At 29.4% G+C, this 18,534-nt stretch carries 15 protein-coding genes and 1 other RNA gene; 9 read left to right on the forward strand and 7 right to left on the reverse strand.

All coding sequences use genetic code 11. The features are described 5' to 3' along the window. The 3 genes from GQ540_RS06965 to GQ540_RS06975 all read left to right on the forward strand — a co-directional run. The coding region (locus tag GQ540_RS06965; RefSeq protein WP_291799378.1) for a hypothetical protein at positions 1–281 on the forward strand (281 nt) is incomplete at its 5' end. After that, on the forward strand, positions 253–870 hold the full coding sequence (locus GQ540_RS06970; RefSeq protein ID WP_291799381.1) for a hypothetical protein: 618 nt from the start codon (positions 253–255) through the stop codon (positions 868–870). The genes GQ540_RS06965 and GQ540_RS06970, both read left to right, overlap by 29 nt. 564 nt (positions 871–1,434) lie before the next feature. Beyond that, the gene (locus GQ540_RS06975) at positions 1,435–1,665 is read left to right on the forward strand and encodes a hypothetical protein (RefSeq protein ID WP_291799439.1); all 231 of its coding nucleotides are present in this window, start codon (positions 1,435–1,437) and stop codon (positions 1,663–1,665) included. 112 nt (positions 1,666–1,777) lie between these two features. Here the strand turns inward: GQ540_RS06975 and GQ540_RS06980 are convergent, their stop codons facing one another. After that, complete coding sequence (locus tag GQ540_RS06980; RefSeq protein ID WP_291799383.1) at positions 1,778–4,228, reverse strand: TonB-dependent receptor; 2,451 nt, start codon at positions 4,226–4,228, stop codon at positions 1,778–1,780. A gap of 7 nt (positions 4,229–4,235) precedes the next feature. Beyond that, positions 4,236–5,951 carry a M23 family metallopeptidase gene (locus tag GQ540_RS06985; RefSeq protein ID WP_291799386.1) on the reverse strand — a complete coding sequence of 572 codons (1,716 nt, stop codon included), beginning with the start codon at positions 5,949–5,951 and terminating at the stop codon, positions 4,236–4,238. Positions 5,952–6,116: 165 nt separating this feature from the next. On the opposite strand from GQ540_RS06985, the gene GQ540_RS06990 reads away from it, so the two are divergent. The 4 genes from GQ540_RS06990 to rny all read left to right on the forward strand — a co-directional run bounded on the left by GQ540_RS06990 (position 6,117) and on the right by rny (position 8,491). Beyond that, positions 6,117–6,407 (forward strand): hypothetical protein, encoded by a 291-nt coding sequence (locus GQ540_RS06990; RefSeq protein WP_291799388.1) that lies wholly within the window; start codon positions 6,117–6,119, stop codon positions 6,405–6,407. Between the two features lie 10 nt (positions 6,408–6,417). After that, positions 6,418–6,714, forward strand: coding sequence for a cell division protein ZapA (locus GQ540_RS06995; protein ID WP_291799391.1), 297 nt, complete (start codon positions 6,418–6,420; stop codon positions 6,712–6,714). Between the two features lie 56 nt (positions 6,715–6,770). After that, positions 6,771–6,877, forward strand: a non-coding RNA gene (gene ssrS, locus GQ540_RS07000) — 6S RNA. A 45-nt stretch (positions 6,878–6,922) separates the two neighbouring features. Continuing rightward, the gene (rny, locus tag GQ540_RS07005) at positions 6,923–8,491 is read left to right on the forward strand and encodes a ribonuclease Y (protein WP_291799395.1); all 1,569 of its coding nucleotides are present in this window, start codon (positions 6,923–6,925) and stop codon (positions 8,489–8,491) included. 171 nt (positions 8,492–8,662) lie between these two features. Here the strand turns inward: rny and secA are convergent, their stop codons facing one another. The 5 genes from secA to hutI form a co-directional block, all read right to left on the reverse strand. Then, the gene (gene secA, locus GQ540_RS07010) at positions 8,663–12,004 is read right to left on the reverse strand and encodes a preprotein translocase subunit SecA (RefSeq protein ID WP_291799398.1); all 3,342 of its coding nucleotides are present in this window, start codon (positions 12,002–12,004) and stop codon (positions 8,663–8,665) included. Positions 12,005–12,174: 170 nt separating this feature from the next. Next, on the reverse strand, positions 12,175–12,396 hold the full coding sequence (locus GQ540_RS07015; RefSeq protein ID WP_291799401.1) for a DUF2795 domain-containing protein: 222 nt from the start codon (positions 12,394–12,396) through the stop codon (positions 12,175–12,177). 88 nt (positions 12,397–12,484) lie between these two features. After that, complete coding sequence (locus GQ540_RS07020; protein WP_291799403.1) at positions 12,485–13,060, reverse strand: cob(I)yrinic acid a,c-diamide adenosyltransferase; 576 nt, start codon at positions 13,058–13,060, stop codon at positions 12,485–12,487. Between the two features lie 23 nt (positions 13,061–13,083). Continuing rightward, positions 13,084–13,791 carry a hypothetical protein gene (locus GQ540_RS07025; RefSeq protein ID WP_291799406.1) on the reverse strand — a complete coding sequence of 236 codons (708 nt, stop codon included), beginning with the start codon at positions 13,789–13,791 and terminating at the stop codon, positions 13,084–13,086. A gap of 43 nt (positions 13,792–13,834) precedes the next feature. Further along, positions 13,835–15,070, reverse strand: coding sequence for an imidazolonepropionase (gene hutI, locus GQ540_RS07030; protein WP_291799408.1), 1,236 nt, complete (start codon positions 15,068–15,070; stop codon positions 13,835–13,837). 158 nt (positions 15,071–15,228) lie between these two features. Between hutI and pta the strand changes: the two genes are divergently transcribed. Together pta and GQ540_RS07040 are read left to right on the forward strand one after the other, a co-directional pair. Next, positions 15,229–17,325, forward strand: a complete 2,097-nt coding sequence (pta, locus tag GQ540_RS07035) for a phosphate acetyltransferase (protein ID WP_291799411.1) — start codon at positions 15,229–15,231, stop codon at positions 17,323–17,325. A 1-nt stretch (position 17,326) separates the two neighbouring features. Then, positions 17,327–18,511 carry an acetate/propionate family kinase gene (locus GQ540_RS07040; RefSeq protein WP_291799414.1) on the forward strand — a complete coding sequence of 395 codons (1,185 nt, stop codon included), beginning with the start codon at positions 17,327–17,329 and terminating at the stop codon, positions 18,509–18,511. Positions 18,512–18,534 lie beyond the last annotated feature (23 nt).

Genomic DNA, 18,534 nt, shown 5'->3' on the forward strand with positions numbered 1-18,534 from the left:
AAGGGTATGGTGTTGCAATTCATCCAGAAGCTATGACAGCAGTTGATTTTACATTGGCAGTTGGTCGTTCTTGGGGAAGCAATACTACAGCAGGACCAAAAATGGTAAATACTGTGGTGGGTGTTCAAAATGGAGATTTTAAATTTCAAGTTGAAAAAATTCATGATGAACAGGATAAATTGGATACCAAAATTGAGAGTTTAGAAAATAGATTGCAACAAATTAAAGAAAAAATTAAAATAGCAAAAGCAAATGAAATCAATTATGTTAGTAAAAACTAAAAAAATCACATTAATAGTAATTTGTTTAATTACGTTTAATTTTCCAATAGTTGCACAGGAAATGGTAACTGAAAAATCAATAACAATTACAGCCGAACAAACTCAGCTTCTTCAAAAAAATGAAGAGTCAATAAAAAAATGGATTGATGATCTTCAAACTCCAGGGGTTGTTATAACTGATGGAAATCAAATGACATTTAGTAAGGAAGCATTAAGATTAATTAATGAACCAAACTATTTAGATGAAGTTTATAAAGACACTTATACCTTCGTAGATATAAAGGAAAGTCTGATGAAAGGTGAATATATTAAGGCAATATGGAAAATGCTTACAATTTATCCTGAAAATAAAGAGAATGTGTTAAAATATATTTATGCTTTTGATAAAGTAATCCCTTCTGATAAGTTAGTGGTAAATGCATTTTATACCTATGCATTTTTTGATCCAAAAATAACAACTATTGAAAATGGGAAACCAAATATTTACCGCCCAGATGTTTTTGAAGATTATTTAAGACGCACGAAAGAAATTGTTGCATATATAACATATTTTAGAGCACAGGAAGTTAATGATGTCAAAAAAGAATAGCATAGTTTAATTATTTTAAAAGGTAATAAATTATAAAAATGGGTATGAGGATTAAAACTTCATATCCATTTTTAGATTCAACACGCATTGAGAATAAAACTATTTTGAAAAGACATCACAAGCCTAGGTGTTTTTAATAACGTTTTGGGTACCTAAATATTAAATATTTCAAATCCAGTAGAAAATTTTTTAAACGTTTTTTTTAGCCACTTTTATATTGGTTGAAATAATTATATGGGCAATAAAATTCAGTCTAATTTTTTTAGTTACCCTATAACTTTGGTATAACTGCTTAGCAATTGTTTTAAACTACTAAGGAATGTTTGACAATGTAACGGTTGAACCATATAAAAATTGTACAACTATTTTGAAGAAATTATAGTATATTTAAAAATATGGACTAATAAACCTTTTATAAAGGTATTATAAAATAATTAATTTAAAACTTTTTTTACGGCTATTTATCAACAAAAAACAAGCTATTTAACTTAATACTTAACAAATGACTATTTGCTATAGAGTTACTAAAAGAACCAACACTATAAGTGCTACAAAGAATCCACAATTTATTATGAAGCAGTTTCAACAGGGAAAGTGGATTCAAGAATGTTAAGTAAAGAAATTAGTACGGAAACTACTATAAGTCCAACAGATGTGAATGTTGTATTATTTGCATTAGGAGAAAAATTACAATTTCATTTACAAGAAGATAAAACGGTTGAACTTGAAAAGATAAGGGGGGTAGATTGGGGTTTAAATGTAAGAAAGAAGAAGAAGAAGAAGACCCAAAACTAAGTACTAAAAGAGGCATTATAAAAGATCATTTAAATTTTCAGCCCTCAGTATATATAAAGCGTTTATTAAAAAAAGGAGTGAGAAATTACAAGGAAGGGAGTAGAAGTAAAGATTAAAATTTCATATCTAATTTAATATTAAACACACGTTGTGTCATAAAATTGGGAATTCCAAAAAATTGTTTTGAATACACATCACGGACCCAAGTATTGGTAATAGAGTTTTGTACATCAAACATATTAAAGATTTCAAAACCTATTGATAACTCTTTAAAATTTTTTTGCCAACCACTGTTATATTGATTCTTTGCATCTGTAAATACATAAGAAATTCCAATATCAGCACGTTTATAGGCGTTTAATCTATTTTGAAAGTCATAAGGGTTAGCATATGAAGGTGAACCTCCAGGAACTCCTGTATTGAACACTAAATTTAGATACATTTTAATGTTTGGAATATTTGGGACATAATCTTGAAACAACATTCCAAATTTAAAACGTTGATCAGTAGGACGAGAGATATAACCTCTATCATCACTATTTTCTTCTGTTTTTAAAAAACCAATACTAATCCAACTTTCAGTTCCAGGTACAAATTCACCATTCAACCTTAAATCAATACCTGTTGCATATGCTTTAGCATTGTTATTGGTGGCGTATCTAACTTTAACATTATCAACAGTATAGGTGTTGATATTGGTTAGGTTTTTATAATAAATTTCGGAGACAAGTTTAAAAGGTCTGTTCCATAAATTAAAACTGTAATCGTTTCCTAAAACCAATTGAATGGATTCTTGAGCATCAACAGTTGGTACAACATTTCCATTTGAATTTCTCAGTTCTTTATAAAAGGGTGGCTGATTGTACATTCCGCCAGAAATTCTAAAAAGCATATCTTTTTCCCAGTCAGGTTTTATGGCAAACTGACCTCTAAGGCTATAAATTATTTGGTTAGTAGTCTCAAAAGCATTGCTACTTACATTCCAATTGTGTGAACGAACTCCTAAATTATACCAAACTTTATGATCATTCCATTCACTATTTTTACTGTATTGCGCAAACCAAACTAAACGGTCTATTGTTGCATTATTTTGAGCTTTAATACTTTGAAAAGGTACTATTTCTCCTGTAAAAGGCTCGTAGGGTTGGTTGTTTGATACGTGATGTGGCGGCCTAACACTAAAACCAACAGAATCAATTACTTCCCACTCATTAATTCTATCTTTTATATCTTCAATTTGGTATTTTACGCCAACATCAAATTGATGGTTGTTTTTTTTATAAGTTGCTTTTAATTCAATGTTGCTAATTAAAGCATCAATATCGTTTCTTGCGTGACTTAATTGTGAGCCAATTCCTTCAGAAAAGGCTACATCTCCAAAGCTATCATCTCCAAAATCACTATTCACTTCACCTAAATTGTAACTAGCTAAAATATCATAATATTCTTCTTCAACAGTATGGTAAGTTGATGTTGTAAGACTTACATTTAAATTATCATTTATAATGTAGCTACCTTTTAAAGCTCCAAAAACCGTTTCAAATTTATCTTTTTCTTGTCCTTCATAAAAAACAATTAATTCTAATGGATTTGCAATAGTTCCAAATTTTGTTCTTCTAGTTAGTGGTGTATATTCGTAATTATTGATCGCTAAATTCCCTAAAAAATCAATTTTTAATTTTGAATTTACAGTATAAGATAAAAATGTTTGCGCATCGGTAAAAGTTGGCTTTGCAGAAGTTTCAACATCTTTACTATTAATAAATAAACTGTTATCTCTGTAACGAACTCCTAAAATTGCACTCAATTTTTTTTTAAAAAGCGATCCTTCAATAGTAGCACTACCACCTAATAAACTTGCCTGAATGCTGGTAGTTAATTCATTGGGTGTTCTATACGTTATATCTAACACCGAAGAAAGTTTATCTCCATATTTTGCTTGAAAACCACCTGCAGAAAATTTAATATTTTTTACCATTGCTGAGTTTACAAAGCTTAAACCTTCTTGTTGGCCAGAGCGTACTAAAAAAGGGCGATATACTTCAATACCATTTACATACACCAAATTTTCATCAAAATTCCCACCACGAACATTGTATTGTGTGCTTAATTCATTGTTATTATTAACACCCGCAAGTGTCATTAAAATATTTTCAACGCCACTATTTGCACCTGGTATTTTAGTAACTTCAGCTATATTTATTTTTATAAAACCTTGTGTATCTTTTTTAGTGTCTTTAACAATAACTTCATCAATTTCTTCAGTTTTAGTTTCTAAAATAGGTGAAAACCGATATGTTTTATTTTTAGGTATTCTAACTTTTTTTGTAAATCTATTGTATGAAATATGTCTAAAAACTACGGTAATTTCTGTGTTTCCAGGTACAGTTAAACGATACTCACCATTACTATTTGTTGTTGTACCTTTATTTAAATAAGAGACAGCAACACCTTCAATAACTTCTTTATTATCATTTTTTATAACACCTTTTATAATAGAATTTTGAGCAATAACGGTAGTTGCAATCAATAAAGATAAAGTGAGGAATATTGTTTTTAACATGTGTTGCTTATTTTTTTCTGAAGAAATTAGCGTTTATTGTGGTTGAATTTCCAACATTATCTGTAACAGTTACTTTAAGAACGTGTTTTGCAGTAGTAAATACTTTATCTTTAAAATCGTATGTTAAAGTTCCTTTTTTAACATTGTATTCTAATAAAATCCATTCTCCATCAATTTCTCCTCTATACGATTTTATACCAGATTCTTTATCTGAAATTTTAAGTTTTAATGTTTTAGAGTGTGTTAACCATTGTCCATTTTTAAAATTATACAATGTAATTTTAGGGTTAATTTTATCAGTTAACAATCTAAAATTTCCTAATTTTTTTGTTGAAGTATAAAACGTAGCATCTTTTTTAACTGTAGTTTCATATTGTGTCCATCCTTTATTCTTTATGGAAGCAATGTATAATTGTTTTTTTTCTTCAGAAGAATAACCGGAAACATCAAAAGTTAAAGTATATCTTTTATTTAGCGGAACAATAGGCGAGTGGACTTTTACTATGGAATCTTTAATATCAAAATCTAAATAAAAATCGTTGTAAAAAGTATATTTTGGAAATGCAACTGTAATTCCTTTTTTACTAATTTTATTAAATGAATTTTTATCAATCTTATAAGGAGTTATTGCTGTTTTTTTCTCAACTAAAATACTGTCTTTTTTTCCTTCAATAGGAATTGTAATTTGTTGTTTATTTCCTTTAAAATCTTCAGCAATAATTTCAACTTTATAATTTAAACCATCTTCAATAGTTATATAACCATTATTTACAGATTTGTTATACAAGCTTAATTTATTTGATGGTTCAATAAAACATTTTTGAATTCTTTGATTTAAATTTGCTAAACGCTCATAATCTATTAATAAATTAATGTATTTACTTTCTGCAAATGAAAATGAAGTTGCTTTAAATTCATGAACTTTTTCACCATTTACTAACATACTTAAGCTATACAATCCGTTTCTATTGTATGCACCATCTAATTGGTCAAAAGCATTTATTCCAAATCCAATTTTTCCAAAAGCTTTAATTTTTGAAGCTAATAAATTCCCATTTTTTAAATTAATTAATGTTAGTTTTAGGTCTTTAGAAATAGCATTTATATGAGAAGTTGTATCAAGTGAATATCCAATTAAAGTATTAATTCTAGGTTTTTTAGAATCATTAACAGTAATACCAAACAACATTGGATTTATAGGTTTTTCAGTTTTTGTGTTTCTTATTTCAAAATGTAAATGTGGACCAACAAACCCACCAGTACTACCGCTTAACGCAATAATTTCATTTTCAGAGATAGGTAATTCATTCGCTGATGGGAAAAGTTGTATTTCATAACTTTCCTTTTTGTATTGCTTCTTTTTTAGGTAATTACTTATACGTTTATTAAATTTTTGTAAGTGAGCATACACTGTTGTATATCCATTAGGATGTGTAATATAAATAGCTTTCCCATAGCCCCAAAGTGAGACTTTTATCCTAGAAACATAACCATTAGCAGCTGCTAAAACTTTTAAGCCTTCTTTTTGTTGAGTTTTAAGATCTAAGCCAGCATGAAAATGATTTGTTCTTAATTCTCCAAAAGTTCCAGACAATACCAACGGTATATCTAGTGGGCTTTTAAAGTAATTAGTTGGTAATTCACTTGTGTTTACACTAGTGTGTCCTTGCGCAAATACACAATAGTTTAAAAGAATAAAAAATATGTAGGTTAACTTTTTCAAAAATGGTTGTTTTATTGCTAAAATACTAAATATTATGAGTAATTTAATTTAATTTATTACACATTTGTTATTAAAGTTAGTAAGTTTTTCAGAAAAGAAAAAAAACAGTTGTAATATTCCCTCACTAACACTAACTTTGTAACATATAGTTATATTCTTTGATATATGAATAGTATTACAAAAGTTGTTAGTTTAGTTGAAGATAAACTTAAAACGCTTTTAGAGAATTATAATTTTTTGAAAGAAGAAAATGAGTTATTGTATAGTAAAATAGCAATTTTAGAAAATCAAGTTACCAAAGAACAGCAGTTATTTAATGATATTGATAAAAAATATCAAACATTAAAAATTGCAAAAACTATAGAAGGCAGTAAGGAAGATAGAAGAAACACAAAACTGAAAATAAATGCTTTAATTCGTGAAGTTGATGCTTGTATTCATCAATTAAGCGAGTAAGATCTTTAAAATGGCTGAATCTTTAAAAATAAAAGTAACTATTGCAGGAAGAGTATACCCAATAAAAGTAAAAAATGAAAATGAAGAGCAGGGTATGCGTAAAGCAGCAAAAAAAATTAATGACTTAGTTACCAAGTTTGAAAAGAATTATGAAGTTAGTGATAAACAAGATGTTTTAGCAATGTGCGCTTTGCAATTTGCATCATTAATTGAAATTAATACCATTGAAAATGAAGAAGACCTTATAAAAGCAACTGAAAAAATGAATAAATTAAATGTTTTAATAGATGAACATTTAAAAAAATAAGTTCTTTAAAATAAAATAATAATAATATACTGCCTACATTAGTTATTGTTTGTTAAACTCAACATTATACCTTTATAAAGGGTGAGTCTTAATTGTAAAAGCAAGCCGTCTAGAACGGATCCTTGACCAATTAGTTAACCCTAATCTTGTCTTAAAGGAGTTTTTCGAAACCTACTAATGTAGGCTTTTTATATATATAAATTAAATTATGATAGATTATATAATACCAATTATAGGTGGTATAGCAATAGGATTAGCAATAGGATATGTAGTTGCAAAATATTTAGAAAAAACAAAGGCAACTAAAATTTTAAGAAGTACAAAAAGAGATGTGACGTCTATGCTTAAAGAGGCTAGAGTTGAAGCAGATATTCTTAAAAAAGATAAAATATTACAAGCAAAAGAAAAATTTATTGAATTAAAATCTGAACATGAAAAGGTTATAATTGCTCGTGATAAAAAAATTGCTGAAGCTGAAAAGCGTACTAGAGATAAAGAATCACAAATATCTAAGGAATTAGATAATAATAAAAAATTAAACGAGGAAATTACGTTTAAGGTTGATGATTATGATAAAAAAATCACATACTTAGAGCGTAAAAATGATGAAGTTGATAAGTTACACCGCAAACAAGTTGAAAACTTAGAAGTAATTTCTAGTTTGTCAGCTGAAGATGCTAAAAAAGAATTAGTAACGTCATTAAAAGAAGAAGCGAAATCTGATGCAATGGCATTTATTCAAGATTCTATTGAAGAGGCCAAATTAACTGCGCAACAAGAAGCACGTAAGGTAATTTTAAACACAATACAACGTGTTGGTGTTGAGCAAACAGTAGAAAATTGTGTTTCTGTTTTTAACATTGAATCTGATGATGTAAAGGGAAGAATTATTGGTAGAGAAGGAAGAAATATTAGAGCTTTAGAAGCTGAAACTGGTGTTGAAATTATTGTTGATGATACACCTGAAGCAATTATTTTATCTTGTTTTGATCCAGTAAGAAGAGAAATAGCTCGTTTAGCATTGCATAAGTTAGTCACTGATGGGCGTATACATCCTGCACGTATTGAAGAAGTAGTTAAAAAGACTGAGAAACAATTACAACAAGAAATTATTGAAGTTGGTAAACGCACCGTTATAGAATTAGGTATTCATGGCTTACATCCTGAATTGATAAAAACGATAGGTAGAATGAAATATCGTTCATCTTATGGGCAAAATCTATTGCAGCACTCACGTGAAGTTGCAAACCTTTGTGGTTTAATGGCGGCAGAATTAGGCCTGAATGCTAAATTGGCTAAAAGAGCCGGATTATTACACGATATTGGAAAAGTGCCAGAATCTGAAAGTGATTTGCCACATGCGCTTTTAGGTATGGAATGGGCTCAAAAATACAATGAAAGTTCTGAAATTTGTAATGCTATTGGTGCGCATCATGATGAAATTGAAATGACCACTTTAATTGCTCCAATTGTACAAGTTTGTGATGCTATCTCTGGTGCAAGACCAGGCGCTCGTCGTCAAGTTTTAGACTCATACATACAACGATTAAAAGATTTAGAAGATATTGCTTTTGGTTTTACAGGAGTTCAAAAAGCGTATGCTATACAAGCAGGTAGAGAGTTACGTGTTATTGTAGAAAGTGAAAAAGTGAGTGATGCAAAAGCAGGAGAGCTTTCGTTTAGTATTTCTCAAAAAATACAAAATGATATGACGTATCCAGGTCAGGTTCGTGTAACAGTTATTAGAGAAACTAGAGTTGTAAATATTGCGAAGTAAATTAAAGTTTAAATAGATAACATATATAAATATTGAGGGTTTTACTTTTTAATTAAAGTAAAACCTTTTTTATGATTGTTTATGAAAAAGTTTGGGTACTTTTTTAAAGTAAAAAAGAGGTTGTTTATAATAAACAACCTCTTTTTAATTTAGTTAAAATAACTGAGTCAGCTATTCTTCTGCAAGTACCCAATCTCCTTTTTGAATTAGAGGGATAGCTTGTTTATATTTCATTGATTTGTTTTCGCCACTCATTACATTTTTGATAGTAACTTTTTCATTTCTTCCAATTTTTCGTTCAGTACGAATTATTGTTTCAACAGCTTGTGGCGCTTGAGTTTGATTTGTTTGAGTGCTGTCTTCAGTTTGACTGCCATATTCCTCTTTACTTAATTGGACTTTATCACGTGTACGTTCTCTTGCTTGTGAAACTTGATTTGCATCTTGTGAAGGCAATTCACCTTTAAATAAAAATGATAATACTTCTTTGTTTACTTTGTCAAGCATACCGTTAAATAATTCAAACGACTCAAATTTGTAAATTAAAAGAGGGTCTTTTTGCTCATAAGTTGCATTTTGAACAGATTGTTTTAATTCATCCATTTGACGTAAATGATCTTTCCAAGTATCATCTATAATTGCCAGGGTAATATTTTTTTCAAAATCAGTAACTAGTCCTTTACCATTAGAATCGTAGGCTTCTTTTAAATTTGTAACAACTTTTAATTCTTTAGTTCCATCAGTAAAAGGAACAACAATGCGTTCGTATTTATCACCTTGATTTTCGTACACATCTTTAATTACAGGAAATGCTAATTTTGCGCTTCTTTCTAGTTTTTCTTTGTAATTTTTATAAACTATATCAAAAAGTTGATCAGTAAGTTCTTGTTCAGAAAGTGATTTAAATTCTTCTTCAGTAAAAGGTGAACTTGTTGAAGAAAAACCAATTAATTCAAATTCAAAATTTTGAAAATCACTAGTTGCTTTATTTTCTCTAATTAATGAGTTACACGTATCAAAGACCATATTTACAATATCTACTTGTAAGCGGTCTCCATATAATGCATGGCGGCGACGTTTGTATATAACTTCACGTTGAGAGTTCATAACATCATCATACTCTAACAATCGTTTACGAACACCAAAGTTGTTTTCTTCAACTTTACGTTGCGCTCTTTCAATAGATTTGGTAATCATAGAATGTTGAATTACTTCACCTTCTTGTAACCCCATTCTATCCATCATTTTTGCAATACGTTCTGAACCAAATAGTCGCATTAAATTATCTTCTAAAGAAACATAAAATTGCGAAGAACCTGGATCTCCTTGACGTCCTGCACGACCACGTAACTGACGGTCAACTCTACGAGAATCATGGCGCTCAGTACCTATAATTGCTAAACCACCAGCAGTTTTAACTTCATTAGATAACTTAATATCAGTACCACGTCCTGCCATATTTGTTGCAATTGTAACAATACCAGCATCACCGGCTTGTGCTACAATATCAGCTTCTTTTTTATGCAATTTTGCATTTAATACATTGTGATTGATTTTTCTAATGGCTAGCATTCTACCTAATAATTCAGAAATTTCAACGGAAGTTGTACCAACTAAAACAGGACGACCTTGTTCTACTAAGTTTACAATTTCATCTATAACAGCATTGTATTTTTCACGTTTTGTTTTAAAAACTAAATCTTCTCTGTCAAACCTTATTAAAGGAACATTTGTTGGAATTTCAATAACATCTAATTTATAAATATCCCAAAATTCACCTGCTTCAGTTATCGCTGTACCAGTCATACCTGATAGTTTGCGATACATTCTAAAGTAGTTTTGTAATGTAACAGTTGCGTATGTTTGAGTAGCAGCTTCAATTTTTACATTTTCTTTTGCCTCAATTGCTTGGTGTAAACCATCAGAATAACGACGGCCATCCATAATACGACCTGTTTGCTCATCAACTATTTTAATTTTATCTTCCATAATCACATATTCAATATCTTTTTCAAATAATGTATATGCTTTTAATAATTGATTCATAGTATGAATCCGTTCACTTTTTATGCTAAAATCACGATATAGTTCTTCTTTTTTTGAAGTTTTTTCTTCTGGGCTATTATCTTCACTATCAATTGTTCCAATTTCGGTACTTAAATCTGGTAAAATAAAGAAACTTTCATCTCCATCATCTCCTGATAAAAATGTGATTCCTTTATCTGTTAGCTCAATTGAGTTGTTTTTTTCATCAATTACAAAGTATAACTCCTCGTCAATTTTTGGCATTTCACGATTGTTATCTTGCATGTAAAAGTTTTCAGTTTTTTGTAATAACTGTCTAATACCTTCTTGACTTAAAAATTTAATTAGTGCTTTACTTTTTGGTAAACCTCTGTACACGCGAAGTAGTAAAAATCCACCTTCTTTAGAATCTCCTTCTTTAATTAATTTTTTAACTTCAGCTAAAACACCTGTTAAATAATTACGTTGTGTTGATACAATTTTATCTACACTAGGTTTTAATTCGTTAAATTCATGTCTATCAGCGTTTGCAGTTGCCCCTGAAATAATTAAAGGCGTACGAGCATCATCTATTAAAACTGAATCCACCTCATCTACAATAGCGTAGTTATGTGGGCGTTGTACTAAATCATTTGGAGAATGTGACATGTTATCACGTAGATAATCAAAACCAAACTCATTATTGGTACCGTATGTAATATCTGAATTATATGCTTTTCTACGAGCGTCAGAATTTGGTTCATGATGATCTACACAATCAACACTTAATCCATGAAATTCAAAAATTGGACCCATCCAAGCAGCATCACGTTTTGCTAAATAGTCATTAACAGTTACAACGTGTACGCCTTTTCCTGTAAGTGCATTTAAGTAAACAGGAAGCGTTGATACTAATGTTTTTCCCTCACCTGTCATCATTTCAGCAATTTTACCTTGATGTAGTACTGAGCCACCAATAAGCTGCACATCGTAGTGAATCATATCCCAAGTAACTTCTTTGCCTTGTGCATCCCATTTGTTTGCCCAAGTTGCTTTTTCGTTATCTAGTGTAATGTTATCTCTTGTTGCAGACAGTTCACGATCAAAAGGTGTAGCAGTAACAGTTATAGAATCATTTAGAGTAAACCTTTTTGCTGTTTCTTTAATTACAGCAAAAGCTTCAGGCATAATTTCATTTAAAACTATTTCAGATGCTTCATAAGAAGCGTTTCCAAGTTCGTCAATTTCTGTATAAATTTCCTCTTTCCTGTCTATATTTGCTTCATGAACTTCTTCTTCTAAAGCAGTTATTTTAGAAGTAAGTTCATTGGTTGCTTCTTTTATTTTAAGCTTGAAGTAATTTGTTTTATCTCTTAATTGATCGTTTGTTAAGCCAGAAATTTCTTCTTCAAAAGAAATGGTATCGGCAACAATTGGTTGAAGTATTTTTAAATCTCTCTTATTTTTATCTCCAACAAATACTTTTAGCACTGAATTTATAATGCTCATAATTAATTTTTCAATTTTTATTGATTACTTTTTAAAGTAATCGGTGTTGTTAGCTATTTAGGTAGCGAATTTAAAATATTTAAATTTTAAAAGGCTTAAAATATGTTTAAAATATAGTTAATGAAGCAAAAAAAAAGCCTCTATGAGACTTTTTTTGCTTTTTGTTATTTTTAATATTCATCTTCATTCCAAAGATAATCATCCTCAGAAGGATAATCGGGCCAAATTTCAAGAATAGACTCAAAATTTTCTTCTTCATCTTCAATTTCTTGGAGATTTTCTACAACTTCTAATGGAGCTCCAGTCCTAATTGCATAATCAACCAATTCATCTTTTGTTGCCGGCCAAGGTGCATCTGATAAATATGATGCTAATTCTAATGTCCAATACATGATTTGTAGTATTAAATTTTTTGCAAAAATAATTTTTTTACTCAGATAGTCAAGTTTTTTATTACTTTTTTTTACTATTTAAAAGAACTTATTTTATTTTCTCAGGAATCCACTTAATTTCTTGAGCGTTATTGTCAATAGTCAATTTTCGTGCCAGCACAAATAGATAGTCAGAAAGTCTATTTAAATACATTAAAATTTGAGGTTCAATATAACTTTCATCACTTAATTGTGTGCAAATACGTTCAGCTCTTCTGCATATACAACGAGCTATGTGACAAAATGACACCGTTGTATGTCCGCCGGGTAATATAAAATGAGTCATTTCAGGTAATGATTCATTCATAGAATCAATTTCGTTCTCTAAAAGTTGAATAGAATTTGTATTAATTTTGGTGATTGTTAAACGTTCTTTACCGTTTTTTAGCACTTTTTTTTCTGGAGGTGTTGCCAACATAGATCCTATGGTAAATAATTCATGTTGAATTTTGCTCAAAATTTCAGAAGAGTGTGCTTCTATTTTTTGGTCACGAACTAAACCAATATACGAATTTAATTCATCAATAGTACCATATGCTTCAATGCGTAAATCGTATTTTGGAACTCTTGTGCCTCCAAAAAGTGAAGTTTTTCCTTTATCGCCAGTTTTTGTATAAATTTTCATAACTCAAATTTAAAATTAAAAAGTTAAACTCTTATATTGAAGTGCTCTTTTTCTTGTTCTGTTCTAAAGAATAAAACACCAATATAATACGTATCAATGCTTACACTAACTTTAGAGTGATTTTTTAGAATAGCCCAAATTTGTTGTGTTTCTTTAGATTTATGTAGATTGTTAATTATAAAAACAGAATTATTGTGTACAGCTTCCAAGCACCAATTAAAATAATTTAATGTATTTTCTTTTGAAGTTATTTTATTGAAGTAAACCAAATCTAATTGTTTGTCTTTTAAATAGGTTGGTAACGTTTTATTAATATTTCCTTGTATTAATTTGATGTTATGAAGTTTAAAATCTTCAAATAAGTTTTGAGTGATTGCAATATAGGTAGTCTCTTTTTTGAATGCTGTAATTTTTGAATTAGGATTCCCAATGCTTAAAGCCATAGTTTCAAAACCTATTGAGGTGTCAATTTCTAAACTTTTTTCAGGCTTAAAGTAATGTGTAATTTTAAGAAGTAATTCAGTTTTTTTTGGATGAAAAGTTGAAATAGCAATATTTTTTTTATTCTTTTTTATCCAACTAAATACCTTTTTTTTGAGTTTTATGTTAGAAATAGTTTTTTTATTATAAAAACATTCGGTCACTAATTGATATACAAAAGGTGAATGCACTCCATGTTGATTGGTAGATTTTAATAAAAATGTGAAATACAATTTAATTTTAAACCACATGGTTTTAATTTAGATTTAGCGCAAAAATACTTGAAATTATAGATTAAATTAGTTTTCCGTCTATATAAACTTGTGCTATTTTATGGTTTCCAAATGAGTAAGGAATAAAATTATAACTTGGAATTTTTTCTGTAATTATAAAATTTGCTTTTTTGCCTTTGCAAATACTTCCATGCGTTTTTTCTAATCCCATAGCGTATGCGCCGTTTATAGTAGCTGCATTTATGGCTTCCTCAGGAGTCATTTTCATTTTAATACAAGCTGTTGATACTACAAAATTTATGTTTCCTGAAGGTGTAGAACCAGGATTATAATCTGAAGCTAAAGCTAATGGTAAACCAGCGTCAATCATTTTTCTGGCAGGCGTATAAGGAATACTTAAAAAGTAAGAACAAGAAGGCAAAGCCACAGGCATTGTTTTGGTGTTTTTTAATATTTCTATATCTTCATCTCTCATTTCTTCTAAATGATCAACAGAAAGCGCTTTGTATTTTACACCAGCTTGCACACCGCCAATTGCAGTAAACTGGTTGACATGAATTTTAGGAATTAACCCATATGATGTACTTGCTTTTAGTAAGCGCTCAGTGTCATTCACTGAAAAATAACCTGTTTCACAAAATATATCAATATACTCAGCTAAATTTTCTTTGGCTACAATTGGTAAAATTTCATTGATAACTATATCTAAATACCCACTTTTATTGTTTTTAAATTCTGAAGGAAGTGCATGAGCCCCTAAAAACGTTGCCTTTATGGTTATTGGGTAGTTTTCGTTTAATTTTTTAATAACTCGAAGCATTTTCAACTCAGCTTCAAGTGTTAAACCATAACCCGATTTAATTTCAACAGCACCTGTTCCTAATTTCATAACTTCTTCAATACGAATAGCAGATTGTTCATATAAATCTTCTTCAGAAGTTTCTTGTAATTTTTTTGCTGAATTTAATATTCCACCACCATTGTTAGCTATTTCTTCATATGAAAGTCCGTTAATTCTATCAACAAATTCCTGTTCTCTATTTCCTGCGTACACAATATGTGTATGACTATCACACCAAGTGGGAAACACAATTCTGTTGGTAGCATCAATTGTTGTGTTTGCATTTAAAGTTGGCAAGTTATTCATACTTCCAAAATCTTTAATACAATCATTTTCTATGAATAAAAAAGCATTTTTAATGGTTGGAAGTACTTTCATTTCTTTTCCACAAATCATTTCCTTTGGTTGTTCTTCAACTTGTAATAATTCTTTTATATTGGTAATTAAAGTAGTCATATTTAAATAAAATTATTGATTCAAAGATACAGATATTTTACGAAGATTTAATTGCTATAAAACTATTGCGTTTTAGTGATAAATGTCACTAAAATTTAACTAGGTTTTTAAGGTATTAAGATGTGTTTGAAGTATCTTTGCAAAAAAAAAATAAACAAATGAACAAAGCCATATATATTGCAACTAGTGAAGCCAACAGTGGTAAATCTATAGTTGCTTTAGGGTTAATGAGAATGTTATTGGGTAAAACGGCTAAGGTTGGTTATTTTAGACCAATTATAGACAATGTAAAAAAAGGGAAAAAGGACAACCATATTAACACCGTTATTTCTCATTTTGAATTAGATATTAACCCAAATGAAGCGTATGCTTTTACACGTTCTCAATTTATAAATAAAAGAAATAATGGTAAAGAAGGTGAAATTTATGATACCATTATTGAAAAGTATAAAGCACTAGAAGAAAAGTGTGATTTTATGCTGGTTGAAGGGTCTGATTTTTCTGGTGAAGGTTCAGCAATAGAATTAGATGCAAATATTTTAATAGCAAAAAATTTAGGAATTCCTGCAATTATAGTTTCAAGCGGTATTGGAAAAACATTAGATGAATTTATAAATGGTTTACACTTAGCATATGATTCTTTTAAAGAAAAAGATGTAAAAGTATTAGCTGTTGTTGCTAATAAAGTAAAACCAGAAAATATTGACCTTGTAAAAAAGGGAGTAGAGAAAAATTTACCTAAAAGCGTTTTGGTAAATGTAATTCCTGTAATTTCTTCATTAAGTAATCCAACAATAAAAGAAATTGCAAAAGCAGTAAATGGTGAATTGTTATTTGGTAAGGAGCATGTAAACAATCAGGTTACAAGCTTTAAAGTAGGAGCTATGCAGTTGCGGAATTATTTAAAACATTTAGAAGAAAAATGTTTGATAATTACACCTGGAGATAGAGCTGATATTATTTTAGGAGCATTGCAAGCTAATATTTCTACAAACTATCCAAAAATTTCTGGAATAGTTTTAACAGGAGGTATTATTCCAGAAGAACCAATAATACAATTAATTGAAGGTTTAGCACAAATAATTCCAATTTTATCAGTTGAAGAAGGAACTTTTGATATTGCAAATAAAATTGGAGCTGTGCGTTCACATATGTATGCAGGTAACAAACAAAAAATTATAACATCATTAAACACGTTTGATAAATATGTTGATATTGAAAAATTCAATAAAAAATTAATTTCATTTGAAAATAGCAATGGACTTACTCCTAGAATGTTTCAATACAATTTATTAAAAAGAGCAAAAAAAATAAGAAAACATATTGTTTTACCTGAAGGTAATGATGATAGAATTATTACTGCTGTTTGTAGATTGGTTGAAATGGATATTGTTGATTTAACTATTTTAGGTGATAAAGCTAAAATTGAAAACAAAATTATAAGATTAGGTTTAAAGTTAGACGTTAATAAAGTACAAATTATCAACCCAATTAAATCTGAATATTATCAAGATTTTTCTAATACTTTATTTGAATTAAGGAAAAATAAAGGTCTTACAATTGATATGGCCGAAGATTTAATAGGTGATGTTTCTTACTTTGGAACAATGATGGTTTATAAAGGTTTAGCTGACGGAATGGTTTCAGGTGCAGCTCATACAACACAACATACTATAAAACCAGCATTGCAATTTATTAAAACTAAGCCAGGAGTTTCAGTAGTCTCTTCCATATTTTTTATGTGTTTAGAAGATAGAGTTTCTGTTTTTGGAGATTGCGCAATTAACCCAAATCCAAATGCAGAACAATTAGCTGAAATTGCAATTTCTTCAGCAGATTCTAGTATAAACTTTGGGATGGATCCTAAAATAGCAATGCTTTCATATTCATCAGGAGCTTCAGGAAAAGGTGCCGATGTTGATATTGTTCGTAGAGCAACAGAAATTGTAAAAGAATTACGTCCAGATTTAAAAGTTGAAGGCCCAATTCAATATGATGCAGCAGTAGATGCATCTGTTGGAAAACTTAAATTACCAGATTCAGAAGTTGCCGGACAGGCAAACGTATTAATTTTTCCAGATTTAAATACTGGAAATAATACGTATAAAGCAGTACAACGTGAAACGGGAGCTTTAGCAATTGGGCCAATGTTACAAGGTTTAAATAAACCAGTAAACGATTTAAGTAGAGGTTGTACAGTTGATGATATTTTTAACACAGTTGTTTTAACAGCAATACAAGCACAGGATATATAAAATGAAAATTTTAGTTATAAATTCAGGTAGTTCTTCAATAAAATATCAGGTATTTAAAATGCCTCAAGAAGAAGTTATTTGTTCAGGATTGGTTGAAAGAATAGGATTAAGTGATGCTGAAATTCATTACAAATCACCAACAAATAAAATTGATGAAGTTTTAGAAATACCAAATCATAAAGTTGGTTTAGAAAAAATAGTACACTTATTATTAGATGCTGAAGTTGGTGTGCTAAAATCTACTTCAGAAATTGAAGCAGTTGGACACAGGGTTGTTCATGGTGGAAGTACTTTTTCTAAAACTACCATTGTAACTAAAGAAGTTAAAGATAAAATTAAAACATTATTTTCATTAGCGCCACAGCACAATCCTGCAAATTATGAAGGTATTGTAGTTGCAGAAACTATGTTTCCTAATGCAAAACAAATAGCAGTTTTTGATACAGCTTTTCATCAAACAATACCTATTGAAGCTTATAAATATGCAATACCAAATAAATTTTTAGAAGAAAATAAAATTCGTAAATATGGTTTTCACGGAACTAGCCATAAATATGTTTCTGAAAAAGCAATTGAATATTTAGGAATTAAAAACTCTAAAATTATTACAATACACTTAGGTAATGGTTGTAGTATGACGGCGGTGAAAGACGGTAAAAGTATTGATACTACTCTTGGATTTGGACCTGTTACAGGACTTGTAATGGGAACTAGAAGTGGGAATATTGATCATACAATTATTTTTTATCTTGTAAATAGTTTAGGTTATAAATTAGAGGAAGTAAATAGTATGCTTCAAAAGGAAAGTGGAATGTTTGGCTTAACGGGTTTTAGCGATTTACGAGATATTGAAGCCGAAGCTGAAAAAGGAAACAAAGAATGTCAGTTAGCTTTAGAGATGAATGCTTACAGAATTAAGAAATATATTGGTTCTTATGCTGCAGTAATGAATGGTTTAGATGCCATTGTTTTTACTGCTGGAATAGGTGAGAATTCTGATGTGATTAGAAAATTAGTGTGTGCTAATTTGGATTATTTAGGAATTGAACTTGACACTGAAAAAAATAATATTAGAGCAAAACAAATTACAGAGATTCATACGGAAAACTCAAAAACTAAGGTTTTAATTGTACCAACTAACGAAGAGGTTGAAATTGCAAAACAATCTTTTGAGTTACTAAAATAAAGATTACAATAAAAGTTATTCGG

Origin of the sequence: Lutibacter sp. (assembly GCF_013139515.1) — a bacterium.
Classification (GTDB): Bacteria; Bacteroidota; Bacteroidia; order Flavobacteriales; family Flavobacteriaceae; genus Lutibacter.